Source organism: Brevibacterium rongguiense, assembly GCF_009857845.1.
Lineage (GTDB): Bacteria > Actinomycetota > Actinomycetes > Actinomycetales > Brevibacteriaceae > Brevibacterium > Brevibacterium rongguiense.
In genome coordinates this window covers 33,814-58,255 of record NZ_WWEQ01000003.1, presented here as the reverse complement: position 1 = coordinate 58,255, position 24,442 = coordinate 33,814, and the positions used below count along the sequence as shown (strand labels likewise).

The 24,442-nt window shown below is 72.2% G+C and carries 21 protein-coding genes and 2 tRNA genes; 4 read left to right on the top strand and 19 right to left on the bottom strand.

Annotation, left to right across the window (positions count from 1 at the left end; translation table 11 throughout):
- Positions 1-6: 6 nt before the first annotated feature.
- Both GSY69_RS01230 and thiL read right to left on the bottom strand, forming a co-directional pair.
- A complete protein-coding gene (locus GSY69_RS01230) occupies positions 7-1,593 on the bottom strand; it encodes a DAK2 domain-containing protein (RefSeq protein ID WP_160952099.1) in 1,587 nt (528 codons plus the stop codon).
- Positions 1,590-2,666: a thiamine-phosphate kinase gene (gene thiL, locus GSY69_RS01225; protein ID WP_160952098.1), complete on the bottom strand. Its 1,077-nt coding sequence runs from the start codon at positions 2,664-2,666 to the stop codon at positions 1,590-1,592. Before thiL ends, GSY69_RS01230 begins: the two co-directional genes overlap by 4 nt.
- A gap of 82 nt (positions 2,667-2,748) precedes the next feature.
- Here thiL and GSY69_RS01220 point away from each other — a divergent pair, with 82 nt between their 5' ends.
- The gene (locus GSY69_RS01220) at positions 2,749-3,237 is read left to right on the top strand and encodes a DUF3515 domain-containing protein (RefSeq protein WP_160952097.1); all 489 of its coding nucleotides are present in this window, start codon (positions 2,749-2,751) and stop codon (positions 3,235-3,237) included.
- Between the two features lie 44 nt (positions 3,238-3,281).
- On the opposite strand, the gene GSY69_RS01215 is transcribed toward GSY69_RS01220, so the two are convergent.
- From GSY69_RS01215 to leuC, 7 genes are all read right to left on the bottom strand, one after another.
- Positions 3,282-4,460 (bottom strand): D-alanine--D-alanine ligase family protein, encoded by a 1,179-nt coding sequence (locus GSY69_RS01215; protein WP_160952096.1) that lies wholly within the window; start codon positions 4,458-4,460, stop codon positions 3,282-3,284.
- A gap of 10 nt (positions 4,461-4,470) precedes the next feature.
- Positions 4,471-5,010, bottom strand: coding sequence for a YbhB/YbcL family Raf kinase inhibitor-like protein (locus GSY69_RS01210; protein WP_160952095.1), 540 nt, complete (start codon positions 5,008-5,010; stop codon positions 4,471-4,473).
- A 77-nt stretch (positions 5,011-5,087) separates the two neighbouring features.
- On the bottom strand, positions 5,088-6,092 hold the full coding sequence (locus GSY69_RS01205) for an NAD(P)H-dependent glycerol-3-phosphate dehydrogenase (RefSeq protein WP_160952094.1): 1,005 nt from the start codon (positions 6,090-6,092) through the stop codon (positions 5,088-5,090).
- The gene (locus GSY69_RS01200; protein ID WP_160952093.1) at positions 6,089-6,892 is read right to left on the bottom strand and encodes a lysophospholipid acyltransferase family protein; all 804 of its coding nucleotides are present in this window, start codon (positions 6,890-6,892) and stop codon (positions 6,089-6,091) included. Before GSY69_RS01200 ends, GSY69_RS01205 begins: the two co-directional genes overlap by 4 nt.
- Positions 6,889-8,208 (bottom strand): UDP-N-acetylglucosamine 1-carboxyvinyltransferase, encoded by a 1,320-nt coding sequence (murA, locus tag GSY69_RS01195; protein ID WP_160952092.1) that lies wholly within the window; start codon positions 8,206-8,208, stop codon positions 6,889-6,891. Before murA ends, GSY69_RS01200 begins: the two co-directional genes overlap by 4 nt.
- Before the next feature lie 97 nt (positions 8,209-8,305).
- The gene (gene leuD / locus GSY69_RS01190; protein WP_160952091.1) at positions 8,306-8,905 is read right to left on the bottom strand and encodes a 3-isopropylmalate dehydratase small subunit; all 600 of its coding nucleotides are present in this window, start codon (positions 8,903-8,905) and stop codon (positions 8,306-8,308) included.
- A 27-nt stretch (positions 8,906-8,932) separates the two neighbouring features.
- The gene (gene leuC / locus GSY69_RS01185; protein WP_160952090.1) at positions 8,933-10,336 is read right to left on the bottom strand and encodes a 3-isopropylmalate dehydratase large subunit; all 1,404 of its coding nucleotides are present in this window, start codon (positions 10,334-10,336) and stop codon (positions 8,933-8,935) included.
- 147 nt (positions 10,337-10,483) lie between these two features.
- Between leuC and GSY69_RS01180 the strand changes: the two genes are divergently transcribed.
- Positions 10,484-11,206: an IclR family transcriptional regulator gene (locus GSY69_RS01180; RefSeq protein ID WP_160952089.1), complete on the top strand. Its 723-nt coding sequence runs from the start codon at positions 10,484-10,486 to the stop codon at positions 11,204-11,206.
- Positions 11,207-11,274: 68 nt separating this feature from the next.
- Positions 11,275-11,982 carry a DUF4282 domain-containing protein gene (locus GSY69_RS01175; RefSeq protein ID WP_160952088.1) on the top strand — a complete coding sequence of 236 codons (708 nt, stop codon included), beginning with the start codon at positions 11,275-11,277 and terminating at the stop codon, positions 11,980-11,982.
- A gap of 113 nt (positions 11,983-12,095) precedes the next feature.
- Here GSY69_RS01175 and glpK read toward each other — a convergent pair whose 3' ends face one another.
- From glpK to GSY69_RS01125, 10 genes are all read right to left on the bottom strand, one after another.
- A complete protein-coding gene (gene glpK, locus GSY69_RS01170; RefSeq protein ID WP_160952087.1) occupies positions 12,096-13,670 on the bottom strand; it encodes a glycerol kinase GlpK in 1,575 nt (524 codons plus the stop codon).
- A 125-nt stretch (positions 13,671-13,795) separates the two neighbouring features.
- Positions 13,796-13,868 (bottom strand) — tRNA-Glu (locus GSY69_RS01165).
- A gap of 36 nt (positions 13,869-13,904) precedes the next feature.
- Positions 13,905-13,976, bottom strand: a tRNA-Gln gene (locus GSY69_RS01160).
- 124 nt (positions 13,977-14,100) lie between these two features.
- On the bottom strand, positions 14,101-15,396 hold the full coding sequence (locus GSY69_RS01155; RefSeq protein ID WP_160952086.1) for an alpha/beta fold hydrolase: 1,296 nt from the start codon (positions 15,394-15,396) through the stop codon (positions 14,101-14,103).
- A gap of 27 nt (positions 15,397-15,423) precedes the next feature.
- Complete coding sequence (gltX, locus tag GSY69_RS01150; protein ID WP_235936192.1) at positions 15,424-16,854, bottom strand: glutamate--tRNA ligase; 1,431 nt, start codon at positions 16,852-16,854, stop codon at positions 15,424-15,426.
- A 178-nt stretch (positions 16,855-17,032) separates the two neighbouring features.
- Complete coding sequence (locus tag GSY69_RS01145; protein WP_160952084.1) at positions 17,033-17,839, bottom strand: fumarylacetoacetate hydrolase family protein; 807 nt, start codon at positions 17,837-17,839, stop codon at positions 17,033-17,035.
- A 162-nt stretch (positions 17,840-18,001) separates the two neighbouring features.
- Positions 18,002-19,384 (bottom strand): hypothetical protein, encoded by a 1,383-nt coding sequence (locus GSY69_RS01140; protein ID WP_160952083.1) that lies wholly within the window; start codon positions 19,382-19,384, stop codon positions 18,002-18,004.
- Entirely contained in the window at positions 19,381-20,220 is an 840-nt protein-coding gene (locus GSY69_RS01135) for a hypothetical protein (protein WP_160952082.1), read from the bottom strand. Before GSY69_RS01135 ends, GSY69_RS01140 begins: the two co-directional genes overlap by 4 nt.
- Before the next feature lie 284 nt (positions 20,221-20,504).
- Positions 20,505-21,989 (bottom strand): DUF7507 domain-containing protein, encoded by a 1,485-nt coding sequence (locus GSY69_RS01130; protein ID WP_160952081.1) that lies wholly within the window; start codon positions 21,987-21,989, stop codon positions 20,505-20,507.
- A gap of 51 nt (positions 21,990-22,040) precedes the next feature.
- Complete coding sequence (locus GSY69_RS01125; protein ID WP_160952080.1) at positions 22,041-23,087, bottom strand: NHL repeat-containing protein; 1,047 nt, start codon at positions 23,085-23,087, stop codon at positions 22,041-22,043.
- A 436-nt stretch (positions 23,088-23,523) separates the two neighbouring features.
- Here GSY69_RS01125 and GSY69_RS01120 point away from each other — a divergent pair, with 436 nt between their 5' ends.
- Positions 23,524-24,435, top strand: coding sequence for a 3-methyladenine DNA glycosylase (locus GSY69_RS01120; RefSeq protein ID WP_202410716.1), 912 nt, complete (start codon positions 23,524-23,526; stop codon positions 24,433-24,435).
- The last annotated feature ends 7 nt before the right edge of the window (positions 24,436-24,442 follow it).

Here is a 24,442-nt window from a genome sequence, read left to right as displayed (position 1 = left end):
CGCCGCTCACTCGACGCCGATGCTCGCGCCGTAGGCGGGGTCGTCGCCGGCGACGAGGTCGACCGACGCGTCCGGGTGGGCCGCGCGGATGCGCCCCCGGGCGGCCTCGAGGGCGCCGGCGGGGGCCTGGGCGCCGCCGATGACGGTGATGAGCTCCCCGCCGGGGGCCATGAGGAGGTCCGCGAGGGCGGCGAGCGCGCTGCCGAGGTCGTCCTCGAGCGCGCGGGTGCGCCCGGCCACCCGCAGCAGCCACGCGTCCGAGTCGTGCATGACGGGCCCGGCCATCGAGCGGCGGGCGCGGACGAGCTCGCCGCCGCGGACGTTCGCGGCGGCCGCCGCCATCTCCTCGGCGGCGGCCTCGGCCGGCAGCTGGGGGTCGTAGACCGCGAGCGCGGCCAGTGCCGCGACGGGCCCGTCGACGGCGACGATCCTGGCGGCGGGGCCGCGCGGCTCCGCGCCGTCGAAGACCGCGTGGGCCAGCCGCGCATCGGCCTGCGAGGAGGCGAGCACGACCTGCTCGGTGCCGGCGGCCGCCGCGTCGTCGCGCAGCCCGGTGAGCACCGTGCGGGCCTGGGCATCGCCGGCGGCCACGGCCGTCGCCTCGGCCAGGGCCGCGGGCAGCAGGAGCCCGGGGGCGCGGGTGAGGACGAGCACCTCGGCCTCCCGGTGCACCCCGCCCGCGACCGTGAGGTCCTCGGCGCGCAGCTGGAGGATCGGCAGGGGCGCCATCGCCGCGAGAGCGCGCTCGGCCGCGGCCTCGTCCGGGACGTGGACGTGGACCTTGGGCCAGGAGACGACGACCGAGGTGCCGCCGGCCTTCGCAAGCGCCCGCTTGACCGGCCGGGAGCGGTCGCGGGGGCCGCCCAGGAGGTACACGAGCTCGATCCCGGCCTCCGCGCTGACCTGGGGCACGGCGGCGGGCCCGTCCGCGCGCACGTGCGCGGCGGCGCTCACGGCCTCGAGGTCGTGGCCGGTGACCGTGAGGTAGAGGAGGTCGAAGAGCTCGACAATGCCGGTGGAGCCCGCGTCGACGACGGAGGCGTCGGAGAGCACGTCGAGCTGGCCGGTGGTCTCCGCGACCGCGGTGCGCGAGCGGGCGCGCACGGCGGCGATCTGTGCGAGGAGGTCCGCGCCGTCGTCGGCCTGCTCGCGCGCCTCCTCGGCCATGGCGTGGAGGACCGTGAGCATGGTCCCGTGGACGGGGTCGGCGATCGCGTCGTTGGCGCGCGCGGCGGCGAGCTCGAGGGCGCCGGCGAACGCGGGGGCGTCGAGGACGGTGATGTCCTCGAGCGCATCGGCGACGCCGCGCAGCGCGACGGAGAGGATGAGGCCGGAGTTGCCGCGGGCCCCGCGCAGAGCGCCCGTGGCCATGGCGCCCACGACCTCCGGGAGCGTGACCGAGCCGGACAGGCCCTCGACGGCGCGGTACGCGCTGCGCACCGTGTGGTACATGTTCGAGCCGGTGTCGCCGTCCGGGACGGGGAACACGTTGAGCGAGTCGATGCCGCTGCGCTCGCGGCGCATCCGCTCGACCGTGCGCCGGGCCCAGCGGGCCGCCAGGCGCCCGTTGAGGCGCACCGGATCCGTGCTCACCCGTTCTCCCTGAAATGGCTGAAGGACTTCAGGCCCACGGGGCGCCCGGCCAGGTACACGCCGGAATCGCCCGCACTGCAGGCCGCGATCGGCTCCCACCCTACCGGAGTGCCCCGCTGCGGCGGGCCGGGCGTGGGGGCCGCGCCGGCGGCGATGATGCCGTGGTCCTCGCCGCCGGCGAGCGCCCAGCCCCGGGCGCGCTCGCGGTGGGCTGCGGCGTCCCCGGCCGGGTTCAGGGCCCGGGCCGCGGGCAGCAGGGGGCGCGCCAGGCGGTCGAGGGCGGCGGGGTCGAGGTCGATGCGCACGCCCGAGGCGCGGGCCATGCGGCCCAGGTCCCCGGCCAGCCCGTCGGAGACGTCGATGGCCGCCCGGGCCCAGCCGCGCAGCGCGCGGGCCGATGCGTAGTCCGGGCGGGGGGCGAGCTGGGCCTCGATGAGCTCGGCGCAGCCCGCGGGGGCGCTCGCTGCCCGGAAGCCCGCGAACAGCAGGTCGAGGCCGGCTTCGGCGCGGCCCACCGTGCCCGCCAGGACGACGGCGTCTCCGGGGCGCGCCGCGCTGCGCAGCCAGGGCCGGGCGGAGCCGGCGGGTGCACCGGTGCCGGCCGGGGCGGGCAGCGTGCCGAGCGCGGTGATGGCCAGGGTGAGGACGGCCGAGCCGGACAGGTCGCCGCCCAGGATGCCCGTGCCGGCGCGCGCGCACTCGGCGGCCAGCCCGTCGTAGATCGCCTCGATCGTCTCGATGGGCGTGTCCGCGGGGGCGGCCAGGGAGACGAGGAGCCCGTGGGGATCGGCGCCCATGGCCGCGATGTCCGCGAGGTTCTGGGCGGCCGCCTTGCGGCCGAGGGCCCGCGGGTCGAGCCACTCCGCGAGGAAGTCCTCGCCCTCGACGAGCATGTCCGCGGTGCTGACGAGCGGGCCCGCGGGCGTGCTCACGGCTGCGTCGTCGCCGGGGCCGACCGCCGTGCCGGCGGGCGCGGCGACCCGGGCGAGGATGCGCCGCAGCACCTCGTCCTCACCCAGCGCGCCGAGCGTGCGCGCCCGGTCCTGCGCCTGCGCCGCCTCGGTGTGCTCCATACTTTCCCGCCCTCCGCTGCTGTGCCGCTGGGCCCGCGGCCCTTCGTCCAGTATGCCCGGGCTCGGGGTCTACGCTGGTCGCATGCGCCTTCCCACGCTCCTCACCGCCGTGAGCGGCCTGTGCGCCGTGGCGCTGAGCGGCTGCGCGGGAACCCTCATCGTGGAGCCCGCCCCCAGCGCCGCGGCGCCGGACTGCGCCACCGTCATGCTGCGCCTGCCCGACCGCATCGACGACCTCGCCCAGCGCAAGACCTCCGCGCAGGCCACCACCGCGTGGGGCGACCCGGCCGGCGCTGTGCTGCGCTGCGGGATGGAGCCCCCGGCACCCACGACGAAGCCGTGCGTGAGCGTCAGCGGGGTCGACTGGATCTCGCTGGAGCAGAGCGAGGAGTCGTGGAAGTTCGTGAGCTTCGGCCGTGACCCCGCCGTCGAGGTCCTCGTCGACCCGCGCAAGGCCTCCGGGGCCAATGTGCTCAACGCCGTCTCCCCCGCCGTTGCGGCGCTGCACCAGCAGGACAAGTGCCAGTCCGCCGAGGACATCGGCGAGGACGGGACTCCCGTCCGCGGCTAGGTGCGATGCCCGGGTGGGACAGCGGGGTGAGGCGCGCGGGCGGCTCAGCGGGCGTCGCGCAGCGCGATGTCGAGCAGCTCGGCGACCAGCTGCTCGAAGCCCACCCCGGAGGCCGCGAACATGAGCGGGTAGCCGGAGGTCGGGGTGAAGCCGGGCAGCGTGTTGAGCTCGTTGACGAGCACCTCGCCCGCGGGGGTGACGAACGTGTCGACGCGGGCCAGGCCCGTGCAGTCGAACGCGCGGAACGTCCGCCGCGCGACGTCCTGGACCCGCGCGGTGGTCTCCGGGTCGATGTCGGCCGGGCACACGACCTCGGCGCCGTCGGCATCGAGGTACTTGGCCTCGAAGTCGTAGAACGCGTGGTCGCCCTTGACGATGATCTCCGCCGGCAGCGAGGTGCGCAGCTGCGCGTCCACGCGCCCGCCCAGCACCGAGCACTCGATCTCCCGGCCGTCGATGCCGGGCTCCACGATGACCTTGTCGTCGTGGGCGAGTGCCTCGGCCATGGCGGCGGGCAGCTGCTCGCCGGACTCGATGCGGCTGATGCCCACGCTCGAGCCGGCGCGGGCGGGCTTGACGAAGGCCGGGAAGCCCTGCTCGCTGACCCGCTGCGCTGCGACTTCGGGGTCGGTCGCCCACTGCGCGGCGGTGAGCGTCTCCCATGGGCAGGCGGGGATGCCCGCCCCGGCGAGGACCACCTTCATGAAGTGCTTGTCCATGCTCACGGCCGAGGGGAGCACGCCCCCGCCCACGAACGGGGTGTCCATGAGCTCGAAGAGGCCCTGGACCGTCCCGTCCTCACCGTGCTTGCCGTGGAGGACGGGGAAGAACGCGTCGACCCGGCCGAGCTCTCGCACGGTGCCGTCGGCCAGGCGCTCGCGCAGCGGGGAGTGCGCCCCGGAGGGCGCGACGAGGATCTCCGTGCCGTCGTCGACGACCTCCGGCATGCGCTGCGGATCGAACGCGAAGTCCGCCCAGTCCTCGACGCGGCGCCACGTGCCCTCCTGGGTGATGCCGATGGGCAGCACCCGGAAGCGCTCGCGGTGGATCGCGCCGATCACGGCCTTGGCCCCCACGCAGCTCACGGCGTGCTCGGAGGACCGGCCGCCGAAGAGCACGGCCACGAGCGGGAGCTCGTCCTCCCGCGGCGCGGGTCCGCCTGGGGCTGCGGGCTGCGGGGCTGCGGAGCGGGCGGGGGCGGGCTGCGGAGCGGAGCTGGTCATGCTGGGAAGACTACTTGGCCTCGGACGTGGTTTCGATCCAGGCTCGCCCGATGCCCTTGAAGAACACGTTGAAGCCCACGTAGGCCGGGCTCGCGGACTCGTCGAGGCCCAGCGGCTCGCTGAGCGCGTGGACGATGAAGAAGTACCGGTGGGGGCCGTGGCCCTCCGGCGGCGCGGCGCCCACGAAGCGCGGCTCGCCGGTGTCGTTGCGCACCATGTAGGCGCCGTCGGGCAGCGCGTTCGCGTCCGGGTTGCCGGCATCCGCGGGCAGCTCGGTGACGTCGGCGGGCAGATCCGCGAGCGTCCAGTGCCAGAAGCCGGAGCCGGTGGGGGCGTCGGGGTCGAAGGCCGTGACGACGAAGGCCTTCGTCTCCGGCGGGAAGCCCGACCACGACAGCTGCGGCGAGCGGTCCTGGCCGCCCTCCACGCCCATCGCGCCGGAGCACTGCGCGAGGCCCAGCTCCTGGCCCTGCGCGATGTCCGTGCTCACCAGGTCGAAGCGGGGGACGTCCTGCAGGTTCCAGAACGGGGAATTCGGCTGTTCGGTCATGATGCCTCCTGACGTGGTGGATCCGTGCTGCCCACCCTAGCGGCTGCCGGGGCAGGCGGCAGGGGGCTCGGGCGGCCTCAGCGCTCGAGGCCCTCGTGCTTGCGCTTGCGCGAGAGGAGGACCCCGGCGAGCTCGCCCACGTCGAGCGTGCCGTCGATGACCGCGCTGACCGCCTGCGTGATGGGCAGCTCCACGCCGTGGGCCTCCCCCAGCGCCAGCACGGCGGGGCTGGACTTCACGCCCTCGGCCACCTGCCGGGTGCGCTCGGTGGCCTCCTCGACGCTGAGCCCCTCGCCCAGCAGGCGGCCGAACGAGCGGTTGCGCGACAGGGGCGACGCGCAGGTCGCCACGAGGTCGCCCAGCCCGGCGAGGCCGGAGAGCGTCTGGGCGTCGGCGCCCATCGCCATCGCCAGCCGGCTGGTCTCCGCGAGCCCGCGGGTGATGATCGAGGCCTTCGAGTTGTCGCCCAGGCCCTGCCCGTCGGCGATCCCCACCGACAGCGCGATGATGTTCTTCACGGCCCCGCCCAGCTCGACGCCCACGACGTCGGCGTTCGTGTAGGGCCGGAAGTAGGCGTTGGCGGTGAGGTCGGCCACCGCCTCGGCGGTGGCGAGGCTGGCGGAGGCCACGACGGTGGCGGTGGGCTGGCGGTCGGCGATCTCGCGGGCGAGGTTGGGCCCGGACACCACGGCGATGCGCTCGGGGCTGGCCCCGGCGGCATCGGCGATGACCTCGCTCATGCGCATGCCGGTGGAGCGCTCGACGCCCTTCATGAGGCTCACGAGCACGGCGTCGGCGGGGATGAGGCCCGCCCACGCCTCGAGGTTGTCCCGCAGGCTCTGCGCGGGCACGGCGAGCACGACGGTGTCCGCCCCCGCCAGCGCCGCGGCCGGGTCCGCGGTCGCGGTGATCGCCTTGTTGAGGACGAGTCCGGGCAGGTAGCGCGCGTTCGTGTGCTCCTCGGCGATCTCCCGGGCGACCTCGGGACGCCTGGCCCACAGGGTGACCGGGTGGCCCGCGTCGGCCACCACCTGGGCGAACGTGGTGCCCCACGAGCCCGCGCCCATCACTGCCGTCGTCATCGGGCCTCCTCGTCCGTGGGGTTCGCATCCCGCGCGGCATCCGCGGCGGGCTCGTGCTGTGCCGGCTCGCCCAGGTCCGCGCGGTACCGCTCGGGCAGCGGCAGGCCGCGCAGCTGGGCGAGCTCGGCGGCGATGGCGGCCGTGATGCGGTGGGACAGGGCCGTCATCGCCGCGGGGCCGGTGCCGAAGCCGCGCGGGTCGATGGGGGCGCCGTAGCGCACGGTCAGCGGCTGACGGGGGGCGGGCTTGGGCACCTTCGCCCCGCGCGGGTAGCTCGTCTCCAGCCCCCAGTGGGCCACGGGGACGACGGGCACGCCGGTCTGCAGTGCGAGCCGGGCGGCGCCGGAGCGGGCTGGCTGCGGCCACAGCTCGGGATCCTTCGTCAGCGTGCCCTGCGGGTAGATGACGACGGTGGCGCCCGCCTCGAGCGCCTGCCGCGCGTAGACGAGCGAATCTCCGGCCCGGGCGGAGCCGCGCAGCACGGGGATCTGGCCGATTCTGCGCAGCACGGCGCCCAGCGCCCCGGTGAAGAGCTGGGACTTCGCCAGGTAGTGGGGCATGTGGCCGCGGCCCTTGAGCGCGAGGCCCACGAGGATGGGGTCGAGGTAGTTCGCGTGGTAGGCGGCGATGATGACGGGCCCGTGCGCCGGCAGGTGCTCGGTGCCCTCCTCGACGATCCGGCCGCAGGCCCGGAACAGCACGCGCACGGGGGCTGCGACGGCGGAGCCGGCGCGGCTCATCGAGCGCAGGGAGGCCGCGGAGAAGTCGATGCGGTGGGCGGCCTGGGGGTCGCCGCTCATGCCTGGGCCACCTGGGCGCCCAGGCCCGCGAGCTTGTCCATGAAGTCCTCGTAGCCGCGGTTGATGAGCTCGATGCCGCTCACGTGGGAGGTGCCCTCGGCGCTGAGCGCCGCGATGAGGTGGGAGAACCCGCCGCGCAGGTCCGGCACCTCGATGTCCGCGCCGTGCAGCGGCGTGGGCCCGGAGATGACCGCGGAGTGGAGGAAGTTGCGGCGCCCGAACCGGCAGGGGGTGCCGCCCAGGCACTCGCGGTAGGACTGGATGGTCGCGCCCATGCGGCGCAGCGCGCCGGTGAAGCCGAAGCGGTTCTCGTAGACCGTCTCGTGGATGATCGACAGACCCTGGGCCTGGGTGAGCGCCACGACGAGGGGCTGCTGCCAGTCGGTCATGAAGCCGGGGTGGACGTCGGTCTCGAGGACGACGGAGGACAGCCGGCCGCCGGGGTGGCGGAAGCGGATGCCCTCCTCCTCGACGGAGAAGGCGCCGCCGATCTTGCGGAAGATGTTGAGGAACGCGATCATGTCCGGCTGCGCGGCGTTCTCCACGAAGATGTCCCCGCCGGTGGCCAGCGCCGCCGAGGCCCAGGAGGCCGCCTCGATGCGATCGGGCAGCGCGCGGTGGACGTAGCCGTCCAACGAGTCGACGCCCTCGATGCGGATGACGCGGTCCGTGTCCACGGCGATGATCGCGCCCATCTTCTGGAGGATGGCCACGAGGTCCATGATCTCCGGCTCGACCGCCGCGTTCTTCAGCTCGGTCGTGCCCTCAGCGCGCACCGCGGTCAGCAGCACCTGCTCGGTGGTACCGACGGAGGGGTAGGGCAGCTTGACCTTCGTGCCGCGCAGGCGCCGCGGCGCCTCGAGCTTGATGCCGCCGGCGGTCTTCTCCACCTCCGCGCCGAAGCTGCGCAGCACGTCGAGGTGGAAGTTGATGGGCCGGTCGCCGATCTTGCAGCCGCCCAGGTCCGGGATGAACGCGCGGCCCAGGCGGTGCAGCAGGGGCCCGCAGAAGAGGATGGGCACGCGCGAGGAGCCCGCGTGGGCGTCGATGTCGACGATGGAGCCCTGCTCGACGTTGGCGGGGTCCATGAGCAGCTCGCCGTCGGGCCGGTCGCCGTCGGGCCGCGACTCGACGGCCACGCCGTGCAGGCCGAGCAGGCCGGTGACGACGTCGACGTCGCTGATGCGCGGCACGCTGCGCAGGACGGAGGGCGTGTCGCCCAGCAGCGAGGCCACCATCGCCTTCGGCACGAGGTTCTTCGCGCCGCGGACGCGCACCGTGCCGGTCAGCGGAGCCCCGCCGTGGACATCGAGCATTTCTCTCCTCAGGTCGCGTTTCGTGCCATAGCGATGCTAGCCGACCCGCGCCCGAGGCGCCCTCAGGCGGGCGCCGGCACCGCCCCCGGGGCGGGGCTCAGACGCGCGCCGGGAGGGTCTTCGGCTTGAACGCGGGACGCGTGGCCTCGAAGCGGGAGATGGCGGCCTCGTCGCGCAGCGTGAGGCTGATGTCGTCGAGGCCCTCGAGCAGGCGCCAGCGGGTGAAGTCGTCGATCTGGAACGGCACGGTGAGCGTGTCGCACGTGACCGTGCGCGACTCGAGGTCGACGGTGATCTGGGCGCCGGGGTGGTTGTCGAGGATCTTCCAGATGAGCTCGATGTCGGACTGTTCCACCTGGGCGGCGATGAGGCCGTTCTTGCCCGAGTTGCCGCGGAAGATGTCCGCGAAGCGGGAGGACAGGACCGCGGCGAACCCGTAGTCCTTGAGCGCCCACACCGCGTGCTCGCGCGACGAGCCGGTGCCGAAGTCGGAGCCGGCCACGAGCACCGAGCCCTCCCGGAAGGGCTCCTGGTTGAGGACGAACTCGGGGTCCTTGCGCCAGCGGGCGAACAGCGCGTCCTCGAACCCGGTGCGGGTGACGCGCTTGAGGTAGACGGCCGGGATGATCTGGTCCGTGTCGACGTTCGAGCGGCGCAGCGGGACGCCGGTGCCGGTGTGCGTGGAGATCTTGTCCATGGGGTGCTCCTTGCCTGTGGTGCGGGCTCAGTCGAGGTCGGCGGGCGAGGACAGGGTGCCGCGCACCGCGGTGGCTGCGGCCACGAGGGGGCTGACGAGGTGGGTTCGCCCGCCCTTGCCCTGGCGGCCCTCGAAGTTGCGGTTCGAGGTCGAGGCGCAGCGCTCGCCGTCGGAGAGCTGGTCCGGGTTCATGCCCAGGCACATCGAGCAGCCGGCGAAGCGCCATTCGGCGCCGAAGTCCACGAATTCCTTGTCCAGCCCCTCGGCCTCCGCGGCGAGCCGGACCTTCGCCGAGCCGGGGACGACCATCATCCGCACGTTCGGGTCCTTCGTCCGCCCGCGGATGACCTCCGCGGCCGAGCGCAGGTCCTCGAGCCGGCCGTTCGTGCACGAGCCCAGGAACACGGTGTCCACGGCGATGTCGCGCAGCGGCATGCCGGGCGTCAGCCCCATGTAGGCGAGCGCGGACTCGGCGGAGGCGCGCTCGTTCTCGTCGACGATCTGGGCGGGGTCCGGGACGCTCGCGCTCAGCGGCAGGCCCTGGCCTGGGTTCGTGCCCCACGTGACGAAGGGCTCCAGGTCCGCGGCCTCGAGGACCACCTCGGCGTCGAATTCCGCGTCGTCGTCCGAGCGCAGCGTCTTCCAGTACTCGACGGCCGCGTCCCAGTCCTCACCCTGCGGTGCGTGCGGGCGGCCCTTGACGTAGTCGAACGTCGTCTGGTCCGGGGCGACCATGCCGGCGCGCGCGCCCGCCTCGATCGACATGTTGCAGATCGTCATCCGCGCCTCCATGGAGAGGCTGCGGATCGCCTCGCCGCGGTATTCGAGCACGTAGCCCTGCCCGCCGCCGGTGCCGATCTTGGCGATGACCGCCAGGATGATGTCCTTGGCCGAGGACCCTGCGGGCAGTTCGCCGTCGACCGTGATCGCCATCGTCTTGAACGGCTTGAGGCTGAGCGTCTGGGTGGCGAGGACGTGCTCGACCTCCGAGGTGCCGATGCCCATGGCGATCGAGCCGAAAGCGCCGTGGGTGGAGGTGTGCGAGTCGCCGCAGACCACCGTCATGCCCGGCTGCGTGAGCCCCAGCTGCGGGCCCACCACGTGGACGATGCCCTGGTCCGCATCGCCCAGGGAGTGCAGCCGGATGCCGAACTCCTGCGCGTTGCGGCGCAGGGTCTCGATCTGGGTGCGCGAGGTGAGGTCCGCGATCGGCTTGTCGATGTCGACGGTGGGCGTGTTGTGGTCCTCGGTGGCGATCGTGAGGTCCGGGCGGCGGACGGGGCGGCCGGCCAGGCGGAGCCCCTCGAAGGCCTGCGGGCTCGTGACCTCGTGCACAAGATGGAGGTCGATGTAGATGAGATCCGGCTCGCCGTCCTCCCCGAGCGCTACGATGTGATCGTTCCACACCTTCTCCGCCAGAGTCCTGCCCATGGCTCGATCCTCCTTGCCTGCACTGCTGTATCAGTCCGCTGCAGCCGCGGAGCGCGGGTGGCGCCGGGCGGCTGTGCGAGCGACTTTACCGCCGCGTTCTGCCATTCGGACTTGCATCTTAGATGCTGAGATTGCACAATGGGCCCCATGAGCTCTCCAGATAACGGCAGCGGAGTCGGCGTCATCGACAAGGCCGCACTCGTCCTGTCCGCCCTCGAGGCCGGCCCCGCATCGCTGGCGGAGCTCGTCAGCCTTACCGGTCTGGCCCGCCCGACGGCCCACCGCCTGGCGGTCGCCCTCGAGTTCCACCGCTTCGTCGGCCGCGACCTGCAGGGCCGCTTCATGCTGGGACCGCGGCTGTCCGAGCTGTCCTCGGCGGCCGGCGAGGACCGCCTGCTCGCCGCGGCCGGCCCCGTGCTCAGCCAGCTGCGCGATCGCACCGGCGAGTCCGCCCAGCTCTTCCGCCGCCAGGGCGACCTGCGCCTGTGCGTCGCGGCCGCCGAGCGCCCGGTGGGCCTGCGCGACTCCGTGCCGATCGGCGCGACCCTGAGCATGCGGGCCGGCTCCGCCGCCCAGGTGCTGCTGGCCTGGGAGGAGCCCGACCGGCTCCACACCGGCCTGCGCGGGGCCCGCTTCTCCGCCACCATGCTCTCCGGCGTGCGCCGCCGCGGCTGGGCCCAGTCGATCGCCGAGCGCGAGCGCGGCGTCGCCTCCGTCTCCGCCCCCGTGCGCGGCCCGAGCAACCGGGTGGTCGCGGCCGTGTCCATCTCCGGGCCCGTCGACCGGCTCACCCGCCAGCCCGGGCGCCTCCACGCCCAGTCCGTCCTCGAGGCCGCCAAGGCCCTCACCGACGCGCTCAACCGCGGATAGGCCGGCACAGCGCCCGCGGCGCTCCCCCGCCAGCCCGCACCCCACCACCCACTCACCCAAGGAGCGACATGACCCAGAACCCCCAGCAGCCCGGCTACGGCTACGACGCGAACACCGGCGGCCAGCAGTTCGGCTCGCAGCCCGCGCAGGCCTACGGCTCCCAGCAGCCGGCGCAGGGCTACGACCCGCAGCAGACGCAGGCCTATGACCCCCAGCAGACGCAGGCCTACGGTTCGCAGGCCCAGGCCTACGGCTCGCAGCCGGTGCAGGCATACGGCGCCCAGCCCGGCTACGACGCGCAGGCCCCGCAGCAGTACGGCTCCCAGGCCGCCCAGGGCTACGGCTACGACCAGCAGGCAGCCACCGGCGGCTTCGCCGCCCCGGCGCCCGCGAACGGCGGGCAGCCCGGCGGCGCGTCATTCATGAAGTCGCTGTTCGACCTGAAGTTCCGCAACTTCGTGACCGTGAAGTTCGCCTCGGTCATCTACGTCATCGGGATCATCCTGGCGGTCCTCAACTACGTGGGCTCGGTCATCTGCTCGCTCATCATGGGCGTGACGATGGCGGGGGCGTCCGCGCTGGCTTCGAGCTACTCCGGCTCCTCGGCCGGCCCCGGCACGGGCTTCGGCGTCTTCCTCGTGATCTTCACGATCATCGTGGGCGCCATCATCACGTTCTTCTCCATCATCTGCCTGCGCGTCGTCATCGAGTTCTTCGTGGCCAACATCCGCACGGCGGAGAACACGCAGGCCACGGCGGACAACACGCAGCGCTGAGCTCCGGCGGCACTCCTGCGCAGCCCGGCCGGCAGCGCACAGGGAAGCGGGCCGGGCCCGAGGCGAGTCTCGCCTCGGGCCCGGCCCGTCTGCATCCCAGCCGGCAGGCGCGCTCAGGCCTGCGCGGTCCGGACGTCCTCGTCGACCCAGTCGAAGGTCCGCTCGACGGCCTTCTTCCACAGCCGCAGGCTGCGCGCGCGCACGTCCGGATCCATCCGCGGCTCCCAGCGGCGGCCCTCCGCCCAGTTCGCGGCGACCTCGTCCTCCCCGGCCCAGAAGCCCACGGCGATGCCGGCAGCGTAGGCCGCGCCCAGCGCCGTCGTCTCGATGACGCGCGGGCTGCTGACGGGCACGCCCAGGATGTCGGCCTGGAACTGCATGAGCAGGTCGTTGGCCACCATGCCCCCGTCGACCTTGAGCTCGGTGAGCGCAGCGGGGGCCTCCGCGTCCATCGCCTCGAGCACCTCCTGGGACTGGAAGGCGGTGGCCTCGAGCACGGCGCGCGCGATGTGGCGCCGGTCGACGAACCGGGTGAGGCCGACGATCGCCCCGCGCGCCTCGGGCCGCCAGTACGGGGCGAACAGGCCGGAGAACGCCGGGACGACGAAGCACCCGCCGTTGTCCGGCACCTGCGCCGCCAGCTCCTCGATGTCCTGCGCGTCCGCGATGAAGCCCAGGCTGTCGCGCACCCACTGGACGAGCGAGCCGGTGACGGCCACGGAGCCCTCGAGCGCATAGACGGGCGGCGCCTCGCCCAGCCGGTAGCACACGGTGGTGAGCAGGCCGCGGTCGCTGCGCACGGGCTGCGTGCCCGTGTTCATGAGCATGAAGTTGCCCGTCCCGTACGTGTTCTTCGCCTGGCCCCGCTCGAAGCACGCCTGGCCGAACGTCGCCGCCTGCTGATCGCCCAGGATGCCGGCGATGGGGGTGTCGATGAGCAGGCCGTTCTTGCGGCCGTGGCCGTAGACCTCGGACGACGAGCGGATCTCGGGCAGCATGCTCAGCGGGATGCCCATGTCGGCGGCGATGTCGGCATTCCAGTCGAGCGTGTCGAGATTCATGAGCATCGTGCGCGAGGCGTTCGTGACGTCGGTGACGTGCACGCCGCCGTCGGGGCCGCCGGTCATGTTCCACAGGCACCACGAGTCGGTGGTCCCGAAGAGCAGCTCCCCCGCCTCCGCCCGCTCGCGCGCGCCCTCCACGTGCTCGAGGATCCAGGCGGCCTTGGGCCCTGCGAAGTACGTGGCCAGGGGCAGCCCGGTGCGCTCGCGGTAGCGATCGTAGTCCGGTTCCCCGTCCGGCCCCGCGGCGGCCTGGGCCAGCCGGTCGCAGATCGCCTGGGTGCGCGTGTCCTGCCACACGATCGCGTTGTGCACCGGCTGCCCGGTGGCACGGTCCCACACGACGGTCGTCTCGCGCTGGTTCGTGATGCCCACGGCGGCCAGGGCGTGGCGGTTGATGTCGGCGCCGATGAGCGCCTCGGCGACGACGCTGCGCAGGTTCTGCCAGATCTCGGCGGGGTCGTGCTCGACCCAGCCGGGGCGGGGGAAGATCTGCTCGTGCTCGAGGCGGGCGGAGGACACGATGGCCCCGGCCCGGTCGAAGACGATGGCGCGGGTGGAGGTGGTGCCCTGGTCGATGGCCATGACGCAGCGCTGCGCGGCGGCCCCCGTGGTGTGCTCGCTCATCCGCCCATTGTGCCCTGCCCCGGGCGGGCACCGTGCGCGGCCTCCGGCGCCGTGCGCGGCCGCTGCGGGAATGCGAAAGGGCCCGCGCTCCCGTGGCTGACCACGAGGGCGCGGGCCCTTGCTTGTACTCCCGAGCAGATTCGAACTGCCGTTTCCGCCTTGAGAGGGCGGCGTCCTAGGCCCCTAGACGACGGGAGCAGGGGCGTTATGGCACGCAGGTGCGAGTCATAAGCGCTGGGATACCAGGACTCGAACCTAGACTAAGTGAACCAGAATCACTCGTGCTGCCAATTACACCATATCCCACTGCGAAGCTGGCCTTGCGGGCTGCCTCGGCAACGAGAGATAACATTACACACCGCCGCGCGCGGGCGCAAAGCGAGCGCGGGGCCCCCGCGGTGATGCTCATCACCCCCGCAGCCGGCCCGGCTCAGGCGTCGCCGGCGGCCATCGCCAGGAGCCGGTCGAGCACCGCCGCGCCCGAGGCGCGCAGCCCGTCGTGCTCGTACTCGCTCGTCACCCACGTGCGCGCGTGCGGCAGCAGCGCGGCCGTGGCCAGTGAGAACTCCCGCGGCACGTATGCATCGTCGAAGTACACCGCGGCGATGGCGGGCACGTCCGCCGTCCGCAGCGCCCCCGGATCCCACATGAGCGGCCACGGCCGCTCCGCAAGCGCCTGGGCGACCTCGGCCCACGGTGCCAGGTCGCCGCTGGCCAGGAGGCCGGGGTGGATGTGCTCGCCGGCCAGCCAGGTCGAATCGAGGCCGGCCGGGCGGGCGCGCACGGCGCCCCAGTCCGTTGCGACGCCGTTGGCCCAGCACGACTCCTGGAGCACGGCGTAGACGGGGTTGCGGGCGGAGAACGGCAGGGCGGCAGCCGCGTCGTGGCGGAAGGCCGCGGTGTCGGGGTCGAAGTCGAGGAGGTAGTGCAGGGTCTGCGCGCCGTGCGCGGTGCCGAGCACGTGGCCCAGGCTGCGGATGTGCTCGGGGCCGGCGACGATGCCGCCGGGAAGCGCGATGCCGCTCTCCGCGGCGCGCTCGGCGAGGCGCTCCAGGCGCTGCGCGTCGGCGGGGAAGCGGGCGCAGAACCCTTGCGACTTGCGCCGCATCGTCTCCCAGGTCACGCGGTAGACATGCGCGACGTCCGGGTCCGCCCCGCCGGGCCCGGCCAGGCCGTCGGCGGCCAGCCGCTCGTCGACGACGCGGGGCAGGCCGCCGGTGAAGAGGGCGAGGTCGAGCGCTGCCGGGTGGGCGGCCAGGTAGCGCAGGGCGGTGAAGCCGCCGAACGACTGCCCGAGGACCGCCCAGCGCTCGATGCCGAGCGCACGGCGCAGCGCCTCGGCGTCTTCGACGATGGCGTCGGCCCGGTAGTGGCGCAGGCGCGCGGCGACCCCGGCCGTGTCCTGCGCTCCCCCGGTGCCGTGGAACCGGCCGTCGACGCGGCCCACGGGGCTCGAGCGGCCCGTGCCGCGCTGGTCGAGCATGATGACCCGGTAGTCGCGCAGCGCGCGCGGCAGCCAGGCGGGGTGCGCGGCGGTGGGGCGGAACGCCTCGGAGCCGGGGCCGCCCTGCAGGTAGAGCAGGTAGGGCTTCGCCTCCCCCGGGGTGCCGACGATGCGGGCGAAGACCTCGAGTTCGCCGGGCTCGTCGCCGAAGTGGTCGAGCGGCACCGTGATGGCGTGCTCCTCGACGGCGAGCGCGGGCAGGCGATAGGCAGCCGTGGGCACGGATTCCTCCTCAGCGGTGCGGGCGGCTCAGCCCTCGGGCTGCGCGGCCAGGTGCGCCGCGAGCGCGCGGATGCGGGCCAGCGTCGACTCGCGGCCCAGGATCTCCATGGACTCGAACAGGGGCGGCGAGACGCGGCGGCCGGACACGGCCACGCGCAGCGGGCCGAACGCCAGGCGGGGCTTGATGCCCAGCCCGTCGACGAGGGCGGCCTGCAGTGCGTCGTGGAGGGAGTCCGTCGTCCAGTCGGCCAGCGCCTCGAGGGCCTCCAGCGACGCGGCCAGGACCTGCGGGGCGGTGTCCTTGAGCGTCTTGAGGCCGTCCTCGGTGAGCTCGAGCTCGGCATCGGGGGTGAAGAGGAAGCCCAGCATGTCCGGTGCCTCGCTCAGCAGGTTCATGCGGGTCTGGACGAGCGGGGCGGCGGCCGCGAGGATCTCCCTGTCCCGCGCCTCGGGCTCGGCGGGGACGATGCCGGCTGCGGCGAGGTACGGGATGAGCCGCTGGGCGAAGTCGTCGACGGGCAGCTCGCGGATGTGGTCCGCGTTGATGGCCGTGGCCTTCTTGAGGTCGAAGCGGGCGGGGTTGGGGTTGACGTCGGCGATGTCGAACGCCTCGACGAACTCCTGCACGCTGAAGACGTCGCGGTCGGGGCCGATCGACCAGCCCAGCAGCGCCAGGTAGTTGATGAACCCCTCGGGGATGAACCCGCGGTCGCGGTGGTGGAAGAGGTTGGACTCCGGGTCGCGCTTGGAGAGCTTCTTGTTGCCCTCCCCCATGACGTAGGGAAGGTGGCCGAACGCGGGGGTCTGCTCCGCGATGCCGATGGCCTTGAGCGCCTCGTAGAGCACGATCTGGCGCGGGGTGGAGGAGAGCAGGTCCTCACCGCGCAGCACGTGGGTGATCCCCATGAGCGCATCGTCGACCGGATTGACCAGCGTGTAGAGCGGCTGGCCGTTGGCGCGCACCACCACGAAGTCCGGCACGGTGCCCGCGCGGAACGTGATGTCGCCGCGCACGAGGTCCGTGAACGTGATGTCCTCGTCCGGCATCCGCACGCGCAGCACGGGCTCGCGGCCCTCGGCGCGGAACGCGGCGCGCTGCTCATCGGTCAGGTCGCGGTCGTAGCCGTCGTAGCCGAGCTTGGGGTCGCGGCCGGCGGCGCGGTGGCGGGCCTCGACCTCCTCGTTCGTCGAGAAGGACTCGTAGACGTGGCCGCCGGCCTTGAGCCGCGCGATGACGTCCTGGTAGGTCTCCCCGCGCTCGGACTGGCGGTAGGGCCCGTGCGGCCCGCCCACGTCGATGCCCTCGTCCCAGTCGAGGCCCAGCCACTGCATGGCCTCGATGATCTGGCCGTAGCTCTCCTCCGAGTCGCGCGCCGCGTCCGTGTCCTCGATGCGGAAGACGAACGTGCCGCCGGTGTGGCGGGCATACGCCCAGTTGAACAGCGCCGTGCGGACCATCCCGACGTGGGGGGTGCCGGTGGGCGACGGGCAGAAGCGGACTCTGACGTTCACGCGTTTCCTTACTCTGTGCGGTGGGCTGGTTGCTGTGGGCGGTGGCTGGGGCGCTGTGTACGGCGGCCGGCGGTGGAGGTGGCTGGGAAGCGGCCGCGGTGTCTGTGTGGCGGGTGGCGGTGGCTCAGGCGTCCATGACGGGGTTGACGAGGACGCCCAGGCCGTCGATCGCGACCGTCACGCGGTCACCGGATTCGATCCTGCCCACGCCCGCCGGGGTGCCGGTGAGGATGACATCGCCGGGCAGCAGGGTGATGGTCTCCGAGATGTGCTCGATGAGCTGGGGGATGTCGAAGATGAAGTCCGCGGTCGTTCCGTCCTGCTTGAGCTCATCGCCCACCCAGGAGCGGATGCGGACATCGTCCGGGTCGAGCTCCGTTTCGATCCACGGGCCCAACGGGCACGAGGTGTCGAAGCCCTTGGCCCGCGACCACTGCTTGTCCGTGCCCTGGATGTCGCGCAGCGTGACGTCGTTGGCCGCCGTGTAGCCCAGCACGAAGTCGTACGCCTTGTCCGCGCGCACCTGCTTGGCGACGCGGGAGATGATGACCGCGAGCTCGCCCTCGTAGGACACGTGCTCGCTGATGGCGGGCAGCCGGATGGGATCGCCGGGGCCGATCACCGCGGTGTTGGGCTTGAAGAAGGTGAGCGGCGAGACCGGCACCTCGTTGCCGAGCTCCTTGGCGTGGTCGGCGAAGTTGCGGCCCACGCCGATCACCTTGGAGCGCGGGATGATGGGCGCGAGCAGCCGTACGTCGTCGAAGGCCAGGCGCTCCCCGGTCGACTGGGCCGGGCTGAAGAACGGGTCGCCGTCCAACACGGCGATCTCGAGGCCCGAGGTGTCGAACCGCGCGCCCTCGCCGTCCTTGAGCTCGCCCTCGACCACTCCGTAGGCAGGTGCATCCTTGTGCACGAATCTCGCTATGCGCATGTCGTCAGTCTAGGTCGTGACCCCGGCCGGGGACGAGGGAGGCGGGCTCCCACGGGCGATATGCCCGCGGGAGCCCGCCTGCGCTCCCGCCTCAGTGCGCGCGGCTGCGGCTCAGGCCCACCCGGCCGCCGCTCTTGCTCGGGCGGCTGGGCGGTAGCGCCGTCACTTCCGGCTGCGCCTGCGGCCGGCGGTCACGGCCAGGACGCCGCCGCCGATGAGCAGCGCGGCCGCCGCCAGCGCGCCTGCGATCTCCGCACCGGTGCGCGGCAGGGGGCTGTTCGGCTGGTCGGGGCTGCCCGGCTGCGTGGGGCCGTCCCCGGGGTTCTCTCCGGGGTTGGGGCCCGGCGCCGGAGCCGACGAGGTCGACGGCGCGGGGCTCGGCTTCCGGCTGGGCTGCTTCGTCGGGGTGCTCGAAGCGCTCGGGGTGGCCGAAGCGCTACTCGTCTCCGAGGGGGTGGTCGTGTCCGTCTGCTCCGGGGTCTGCGAGTCCGAGGGGGACGGTGTGACCGAGTCCGACGGGGAGGGAGTCACCGAAGCCGATGGAGACGGAGTCGTCGAATCTGAGGGAGACGGGGAGACCGACTCCGACGGGGACGGGGAGACCGAGTCGGAGGGAGACGGCGAGGCCGAATCCGAAGGAGAGGGCGCGTCGCTGGGCGTCTCGCACGGTGTGGGTGCTGGGGCAGTAGGGGCAGGGGGCGCCTGGAGGGTGATCCCTCCGGTGTCCCCGTTGCCGGCCTCGTTCCACGCCGCGACGCGGAACTGCACCTTGTCCTCGCTGCCCGCCTTCAGCGGCTCCGGCAGCTTGACCCCGTCGCGCCCAAGCTCCGACGTCGCGGAACTGTGGTCGACGAGCTTCCAGTCGCTGGTGGGCTGATCATCGGCGTCGAGCATGCGGGCCTCGATCGAGAAGTCGCGCACTTCGGTCTGGTGATAGGGCAGCGCGCCGCTCACCGAGGCGTTCGCCCAATCAAGGTCCGCGGTCTCGTAGGTGGGCGCTGCGGGTGCCGGAGAGGTGACGCCGCACGTCGGGTCGTCGGCGTCCGCGCGGGCCGCCTTGGCGACAGCACTCGCCGGGGCGGTCTCCGCTGGGGTTTCGGACGGCACGAGGGTGCCAGAGACCTCCGTCGTCGGATTCGGAGTCTGACCGAGCATCATGACGCGATTGAGCGCCGTCTTCGAATTGCTGCCCTCCTTCGTCGTGGCAAGCACACGGCCGTTGGAGTCGAAGACCAGGCCGCGGATGTGCTCCAGACCGTAGAAGTCCTTATCGGTGAACTTCTTGACGAGCGTGCCATCCGCCTTGTACTCGTTGAAGCCGCCGTCGGCGGACCATGCCCAGACCTCCTGCGTCTTCGGATCGATGCGGGAGCCGAACATGGCCTGGCGCGTGCCGTAATCACCCTGGCCGATGTTCTGCACAAACGCGCCCTTTTCGTCGTACTCGACGATGAAGGGCGCAATGGAGTTGCCGCCCTGCCCCACCCACGACTGCGTCGAGCCGTCCATGGGCGCGACGAAGATATGTCCGGTCTTCGGGTTCACGGAAACGCCTCGGGGGTCCGCGCACCGGTGTCCTTGTCGCTGACCAGTCCCGGCGAGCCCTCGGGGAGGTCGAGGGGAATCGTGCCGACGAACGTGCCGTCCGGCTTGTACTCGATGAGCCGGTTCTTGCCCTTGCCGCTCTGGCTGGCGACGAGCATGTTTTCATTGGGACGCGTCGCGATCGACATGGGCTGGGCGGAGTTCGCATTGTCGAGCGCATCGAACTGGCCGTAGTTGTTGCCGCCGAGCGCCTTCTTGAAATCGAGGTCCTTGTCGAAGATCTTGACGGCGACCGGGTTCTGCGGGCTCGCGAGGTCATCGGAGTCCGTCACCCAGCCGTTGCCCTCTCCGTCGAACGCGATGCCGCGCGGCCCATGGAACGAATCGCCGTGGTACTCGGACTTGTCGGTCTCCGTGTCGACGCGCTTCTTCGTCCTAGCCTCGGTGCGGGCGGCGAAGAGGGCGCCCAAACCGGTGTTCTTGGTCTTCCAGTCATCGGAGATCGCTGTCTTCGCCGTGACGGCGAAATCACCGTCCACGGTGTACTGGCTGGCGCGCTGTTCGGTGCCATCGGCCTTCGCGTAGGTCACCATCTGCGGTACACCCGTCTGACAGCGGCTCGTACCCGGGAAGCCAGCCAACGCGCAGCTAAACCTGCTGGTCACCGTTTTGCCGGAATCCGACACCCACAGCGATCCGTCACTCGGGTTGATGTTCACGCCGTACGGGTAGGTCGTCTTGCCATCGGGGTTCTGCGTCTTGACGTCGCCCACGTAACCCCACTTGCCGGACCCGATGCCCTTGGAGTCGGTTTTCCCGATCGTCGTCTGCTTCACGATTTCCGGAACGGGCAATTCGCTTGCGTCATCGGCCTGTGCCGGGGAACGAGCAGTGGGACAGCGGCGAAGCCGAGGACGAGGGCGGAGGCCGCTGCGCCAGCACCGGCGGCCGCGAGCTTCTTCTGGGGGATGCGCATGAAGGGGGTCGCTTTCATGTTTGTGAGAGGATGCGCAACCTACTCTAAGCGTTCGTTAAGGGCCTCGCCAAACCGCATCGCCCCGAGCGACAAGGCGTCCTGCCCCCACCGCGAAAGGCGGTGGGGACAGGACACCTGCCACGCTCAGCGGCGCCGGCGGGCGCGCACCGCGGTAAGCACGCCACCCACGATCAGGCATCCCGCGGCAACGAGTGCCGAGGCGATGCCCTGGACACCGGTGCGCGGCAGCGGACTGCGGTCATCGGGCGGTCCGTTCGGCCCGGGCGCCGGCGGGTTGCCGGGATCGCCCGGCGAACTGCTGGCCGGGGCCGGCGGCTGAGTAGTCGGGCGTGACGTGCTCGGGGCGGATGATGCCGAGGGAGACGGAACTCCGCTCGTCGGACCGGAGGTGGGGGCGGGGCCCGTCGTCGGGGTTCCCGTCGGTGCCGTTGTCGGGCCCGGCGTGGGATCAACCGTCGGCTCGGAAGTCGGATCCGCGGTCGGGTCGACCGTTGGCGGCGTGCTTGGCTTCGTCGGTTCGGTGGTCGGCGGCGTGGGATCAATCGTCGGCGTTGGCGGCGTCGTCGGCGCCGTCGGCTCGGTGGTCGGGGACGCCGTCGGCTCCGGAGGGTCCGGCAGCTCGACCCGCGCTGTCGCCTCCGCCTTCACCTCGCGGTCTCCTGCCACTCCGGTGACGACCGCGGAATTCACGACGAATCCGGCGGATCGCTGCTCGGCCGTGACGGCAGAGTGCGCGGTGGCCGTCGCCTCCTCGCCTGGCGCCAGCTCACCCGGTTTCGCCGGATCGGGCCACTCGTAGGCAAAATCCGACATTCCCGTCAGCTGATCACCCAGCGATACCCCCAGCAACGTCGAGAAGCCTGTGTTCTTCATGGTGAACGACCAGTCGATCCGATCCCCGACCGCACCGGCAGCGCCGACGGCGAGTTTCCCGGACTTCTCCAGTGCGATGCTGTTGGGCTGAGCGGTGAGGCGGAGCTTCGCGTGGCTGCGGCAGCCTTCGAGCCCCAACGCATATGTGATGGGCGTCAGCGGTCCCTCGGTGTCGAAGGCGCGCGCAGGAGTGAAGACAATCGCGCCGTGCTCCACTGTGTACGTGCCCTCGCCATCGACCGTCAGGCTGTCCGTGTACTTCTTCGGAGCGTCGTCGCGGGGATCGAGGATCTTGAGCGTCTTGGCCGTTTCCGCATCGACCGGCTCCTCCTCGAGCGGCGGCACGGCCGACGGGTCGCTCAGCAGGACGTCGTTGTCGAGCACGTCGACCTTGACACTCGGAGCGCCCAGCCCGAACTCCGCGGAGTCGTCGGCCATGCGAATCGTGCGCTGGTTTTCGAGCCGCAGCCAATCGCCGTTGCCCGCTTCATTCCAGGCGGAGACCCGGAAATCGTAGTGCTTGGCAGGGTCAAGCCCTTCGACGGTCCAGCGTGTCTTCGTCGAGGCTTCTTTCTTCGGCACGACCGTCCAGCGGTCTGCACCGCTGGCGTCCACGTCCCCCTCCATGTGCTGTTCGACGACGTAGTCCTTGATCGGCAGTCCGCCGTTGCCGGCCTCGGTCTGCGCCTGAGCCGGTGGAGCCTGCCACGACAGCTGGGCCTGGGTGCGATCCACACTTCGGCACGCACCCCCCCTGCTTCACCGGGGCAGGAGTCTGCCCGAGAATCATGACCCGGGGCTCGAGTCCCTGCCCATCGAGCTGCCGCCCTCGTTGATCGTGAGGTACATTCGTCCGCCTTCGTCGAACGTGAGCCCGCGCACGGTGCCCATGCCCGGGAACGCCTCCGTGGCTACCCCGGCCGCCTTGGCGACGCCCCCCACCGTGTTGTTCGACGCGTTCCAGGAGCGCACGAAGCTTCCGTCCTCGTCCCACTCGACGACGCCGCTGTTGAACTGCGACCACGCGAAGACGTGTCGGTTGTGCGGATTCACCACGACATTGAACACGACCTGACCGGTGCGCAGGAAGGGCGCGGCACCCGAGGGACTCTTGAGCTTGGCGAGGAGCTTGCCGGACGCGTCCCGCTTCTCGACGTAGGGCACCTGGGTCTTCATGCCAGGGGCGTCGCGGAAATCGACGAGCCCGGTGTAGATCGAGCCGTCGACGGGATCGACCGCGACCGCATAGGGCGACCGGTAGCCCTTGTCATCGGAGTTGTCACTGCCCGCGGGCAGGTCGAGCGGGATCTGCCCCGTGGCCTGCATCGTGGTGGGGTCGAAGACGTTGAGGCGGTTTGACGTCTCCGAGGTCGTGAGGATCTTGCCATCCGGGGTCGTCGCCGCGCCGGTGCCGTAGAACGTGACGCCGGGATGGTCGCGATCGGGCCACTTCCCACCCCACCCCAAGGTCGCCTCCGGCGTGCCGTCGGCGCGCAGCACCTGGACCTTGCGGTGCGGTGCCGACTCGTCGGCCGAATTGGGGTCGCCGTTCTCCGAATTCACGATCCACGCGCGGCCGCTCTTGTCGAACGTAATGGGGCGCGGCCCGTTCGTCAGATTGGGCTTGGGCGCGGCGTACGGCTCGCTGATGACTGTGCGCTGCCCCACCGCCTGCCAGTTGGCTCCGATGCCGGCGTTGGCGCTGCCGCCGCTCAGGCCCCCGTTCCATCCCGGGTCCCAGGAGCCGTTGACGGTGTACTGCCCCTGCGCGAAGTCGCTGCCGGTCTTCGCGTACCGGAAGACGCGCGGCGTACCCCCCCTGCGAGCCGCCACCTGACCAGTAGACCTTCCCGGAGTCCGTCACCCACAGCGACCCGTCCGGCGCGAACTGCACCCCGTAGTTGTACGTGCTGCCACCCGAGCCCACCGTCTCGACGGCACCGGCGATGCCCCACCGGCCCGAGCCCACTCCCTTGCCCTTGACCTTGGCCACGGAGGTCTCCGCACCCGTGTCCTGCCGGGGTCACCGGGGGCGGCGACGGCGGCGGGCGCGAGCGTCGCGGAGGAAACGGCCGCCAGGCTCAGCGCGGCAAGCGCCGCGCCCGCGGCTCGGAACGAGGTGCGAAGGGACATGGTGACTCCGATGTCGGCGCACAGGCCCTGATGCCGGTGCGATCGCACCCCACCCTAGGCAACTCATGTGAATTCTTTCCTAATTCCATGATGCCATCGGACAATCGGAACGAATGGCTTCAGGCACACTGGTGCCATGGACATTGCACCGCTGCCCGCCGCCGCGTGGCACGCCGCCCGCGACCGGCACGCGCAGCGCGCCGACCAGCGCACCGCAGCACACCGCGCGCGCCGTCAGCGCGGCGAGGCGCACCCCGTCGAGGACTTCCTGTTCACCTACTACCCCTTCTCCCCCGGCAAGCTGGCACGTTGGCACCCGGGAGCGGGTGTCCGCGTGCGCCTCGGCGACGGGCCGGACCGCGCGGAATTCGCCCGGCGCTGGTACGCACTCGACGAGGAGCAGCAGACCGCGGCCGTAGACCTTGAGCAGTGGCGCGCCCAGCGCGGCGACGGCGCCCGCTTCATCGCGGGCCTGCTCACCGCCACCCTGCACCGGGAGGCGACGTTCGGCTGCTTCGGGCTCCACGAGTGGGCCATGGTCTACCGTCAGTCCGACGACGACCGCCGGCACGGGCAGGTGCCGCTGCGGCTGAGCCGTGCGCAGACGGACGCGGTGGTCGAGGGCCACCGCGTGCAGTGCTCCCACTTCGATGCGTTCCGCTTCTTCACCGAGCCCGCCCGCCCGCTCAACACGCTGCAGCCCACGCGCACCGGGATGGTCGCCAACGAGCAGCCCGGCTGCCTCCACGCCGGCATGGACCTGTACAAGTGGGCGATGAAGCTCGAGCCGATCGTCGCCTCGGAGACGGTGCTCGACGCATTCGACCTGGCCGTCGACATCCGCCGCCTCGACATGGAGGCCTCCCCCTACGATCTGCACGACTGGGGGCTCGAGCCCGTGCGCATCGAGACCGCCGCGGGCAAGGCGGAATACAAGCGCCGCCAGGAGGCGCTGAGCGTGCGGGCGCAGGAGATCCGCCGGCGCCTGCTCGCGGCCCTGGCCGCCGCCGGGGTGCAGGCGGCCGCGCCCCAGCCGGCGCGCGCCTGAGCCCAGC

Excerpts from the sequence above, each read along its gene's own strand:
- GSY69_RS01180 (WP_160952089.1), top strand. The coding sequence starts at position 10,484 with ATGAGCTCTCCAGATAACGGCAGCGGAGTCGGCGTCATCGACAAGGCC.
- GSY69_RS01145 (WP_160952084.1), bottom strand. The coding sequence starts at position 17,839 with ATGCGCATAGCGAGATTCGTGCACAAGGATGCACCTGCCTACGGAGTG.
- GSY69_RS01175 (WP_160952088.1), top strand. The coding sequence starts at position 11,275 with ATGACCCAGAACCCCCAGCAGCCCGGCTACGGCTACGACGCGAACACC.
- glpK (WP_160952087.1), bottom strand. The coding sequence starts at position 13,670 with ATGAGCGAGCACACCACGGGGGCCGCCGCGCAGCGCTGCGTCATGGCC.
- gltX (WP_235936192.1), bottom strand. The coding sequence starts at position 16,854 with ATGGTCCGCACGGCGCTGTTCAACTGGGCGTATGCCCGCCACACCGGC.
- GSY69_RS01210 (WP_160952095.1), bottom strand. The coding sequence starts at position 5,010 with ATGACCGAACAGCCGAATTCCCCGTTCTGGAACCTGCAGGACGTCCCC.
- GSY69_RS01215 (WP_160952096.1), bottom strand. The coding sequence starts at position 4,460 with ATGACCAGCTCCGCTCCGCAGCCCGCCCCCGCCCGCTCCGCAGCCCCG.
- leuC (WP_160952090.1), bottom strand. The coding sequence starts at position 10,336 with ATGGGCAGGACTCTGGCGGAGAAGGTGTGGAACGATCACATCGTAGCG.
- murA (WP_160952092.1), bottom strand. The coding sequence starts at position 8,208 with ATGCTCGATGTCCACGGCGGGGCTCCGCTGACCGGCACGGTGCGCGTC.
- thiL (WP_160952098.1), bottom strand. The coding sequence starts at position 2,666 with ATGGAGCACACCGAGGCGGCGCAGGCGCAGGACCGGGCGCGCACGCTC.
- GSY69_RS01200 (WP_160952093.1), bottom strand. The coding sequence starts at position 6,892 with ATGAGCGGCGACCCCCAGGCCGCCCACCGCATCGACTTCTCCGCGGCC.
- leuD (WP_160952091.1), bottom strand. The coding sequence starts at position 8,905 with ATGGACAAGATCTCCACGCACACCGGCACCGGCGTCCCGCTGCGCCGC.
- GSY69_RS01120 (WP_202410716.1), top strand. The coding sequence starts at position 23,524 with ATGGACATTGCACCGCTGCCCGCCGCCGCGTGGCACGCCGCCCGCGAC.
- GSY69_RS01220 (WP_160952097.1), top strand. The coding sequence starts at position 2,749 with ATGCGCCTTCCCACGCTCCTCACCGCCGTGAGCGGCCTGTGCGCCGTG.
- GSY69_RS01205 (WP_160952094.1), bottom strand. The coding sequence starts at position 6,092 with ATGACGACGGCAGTGATGGGCGCGGGCTCGTGGGGCACCACGTTCGCC.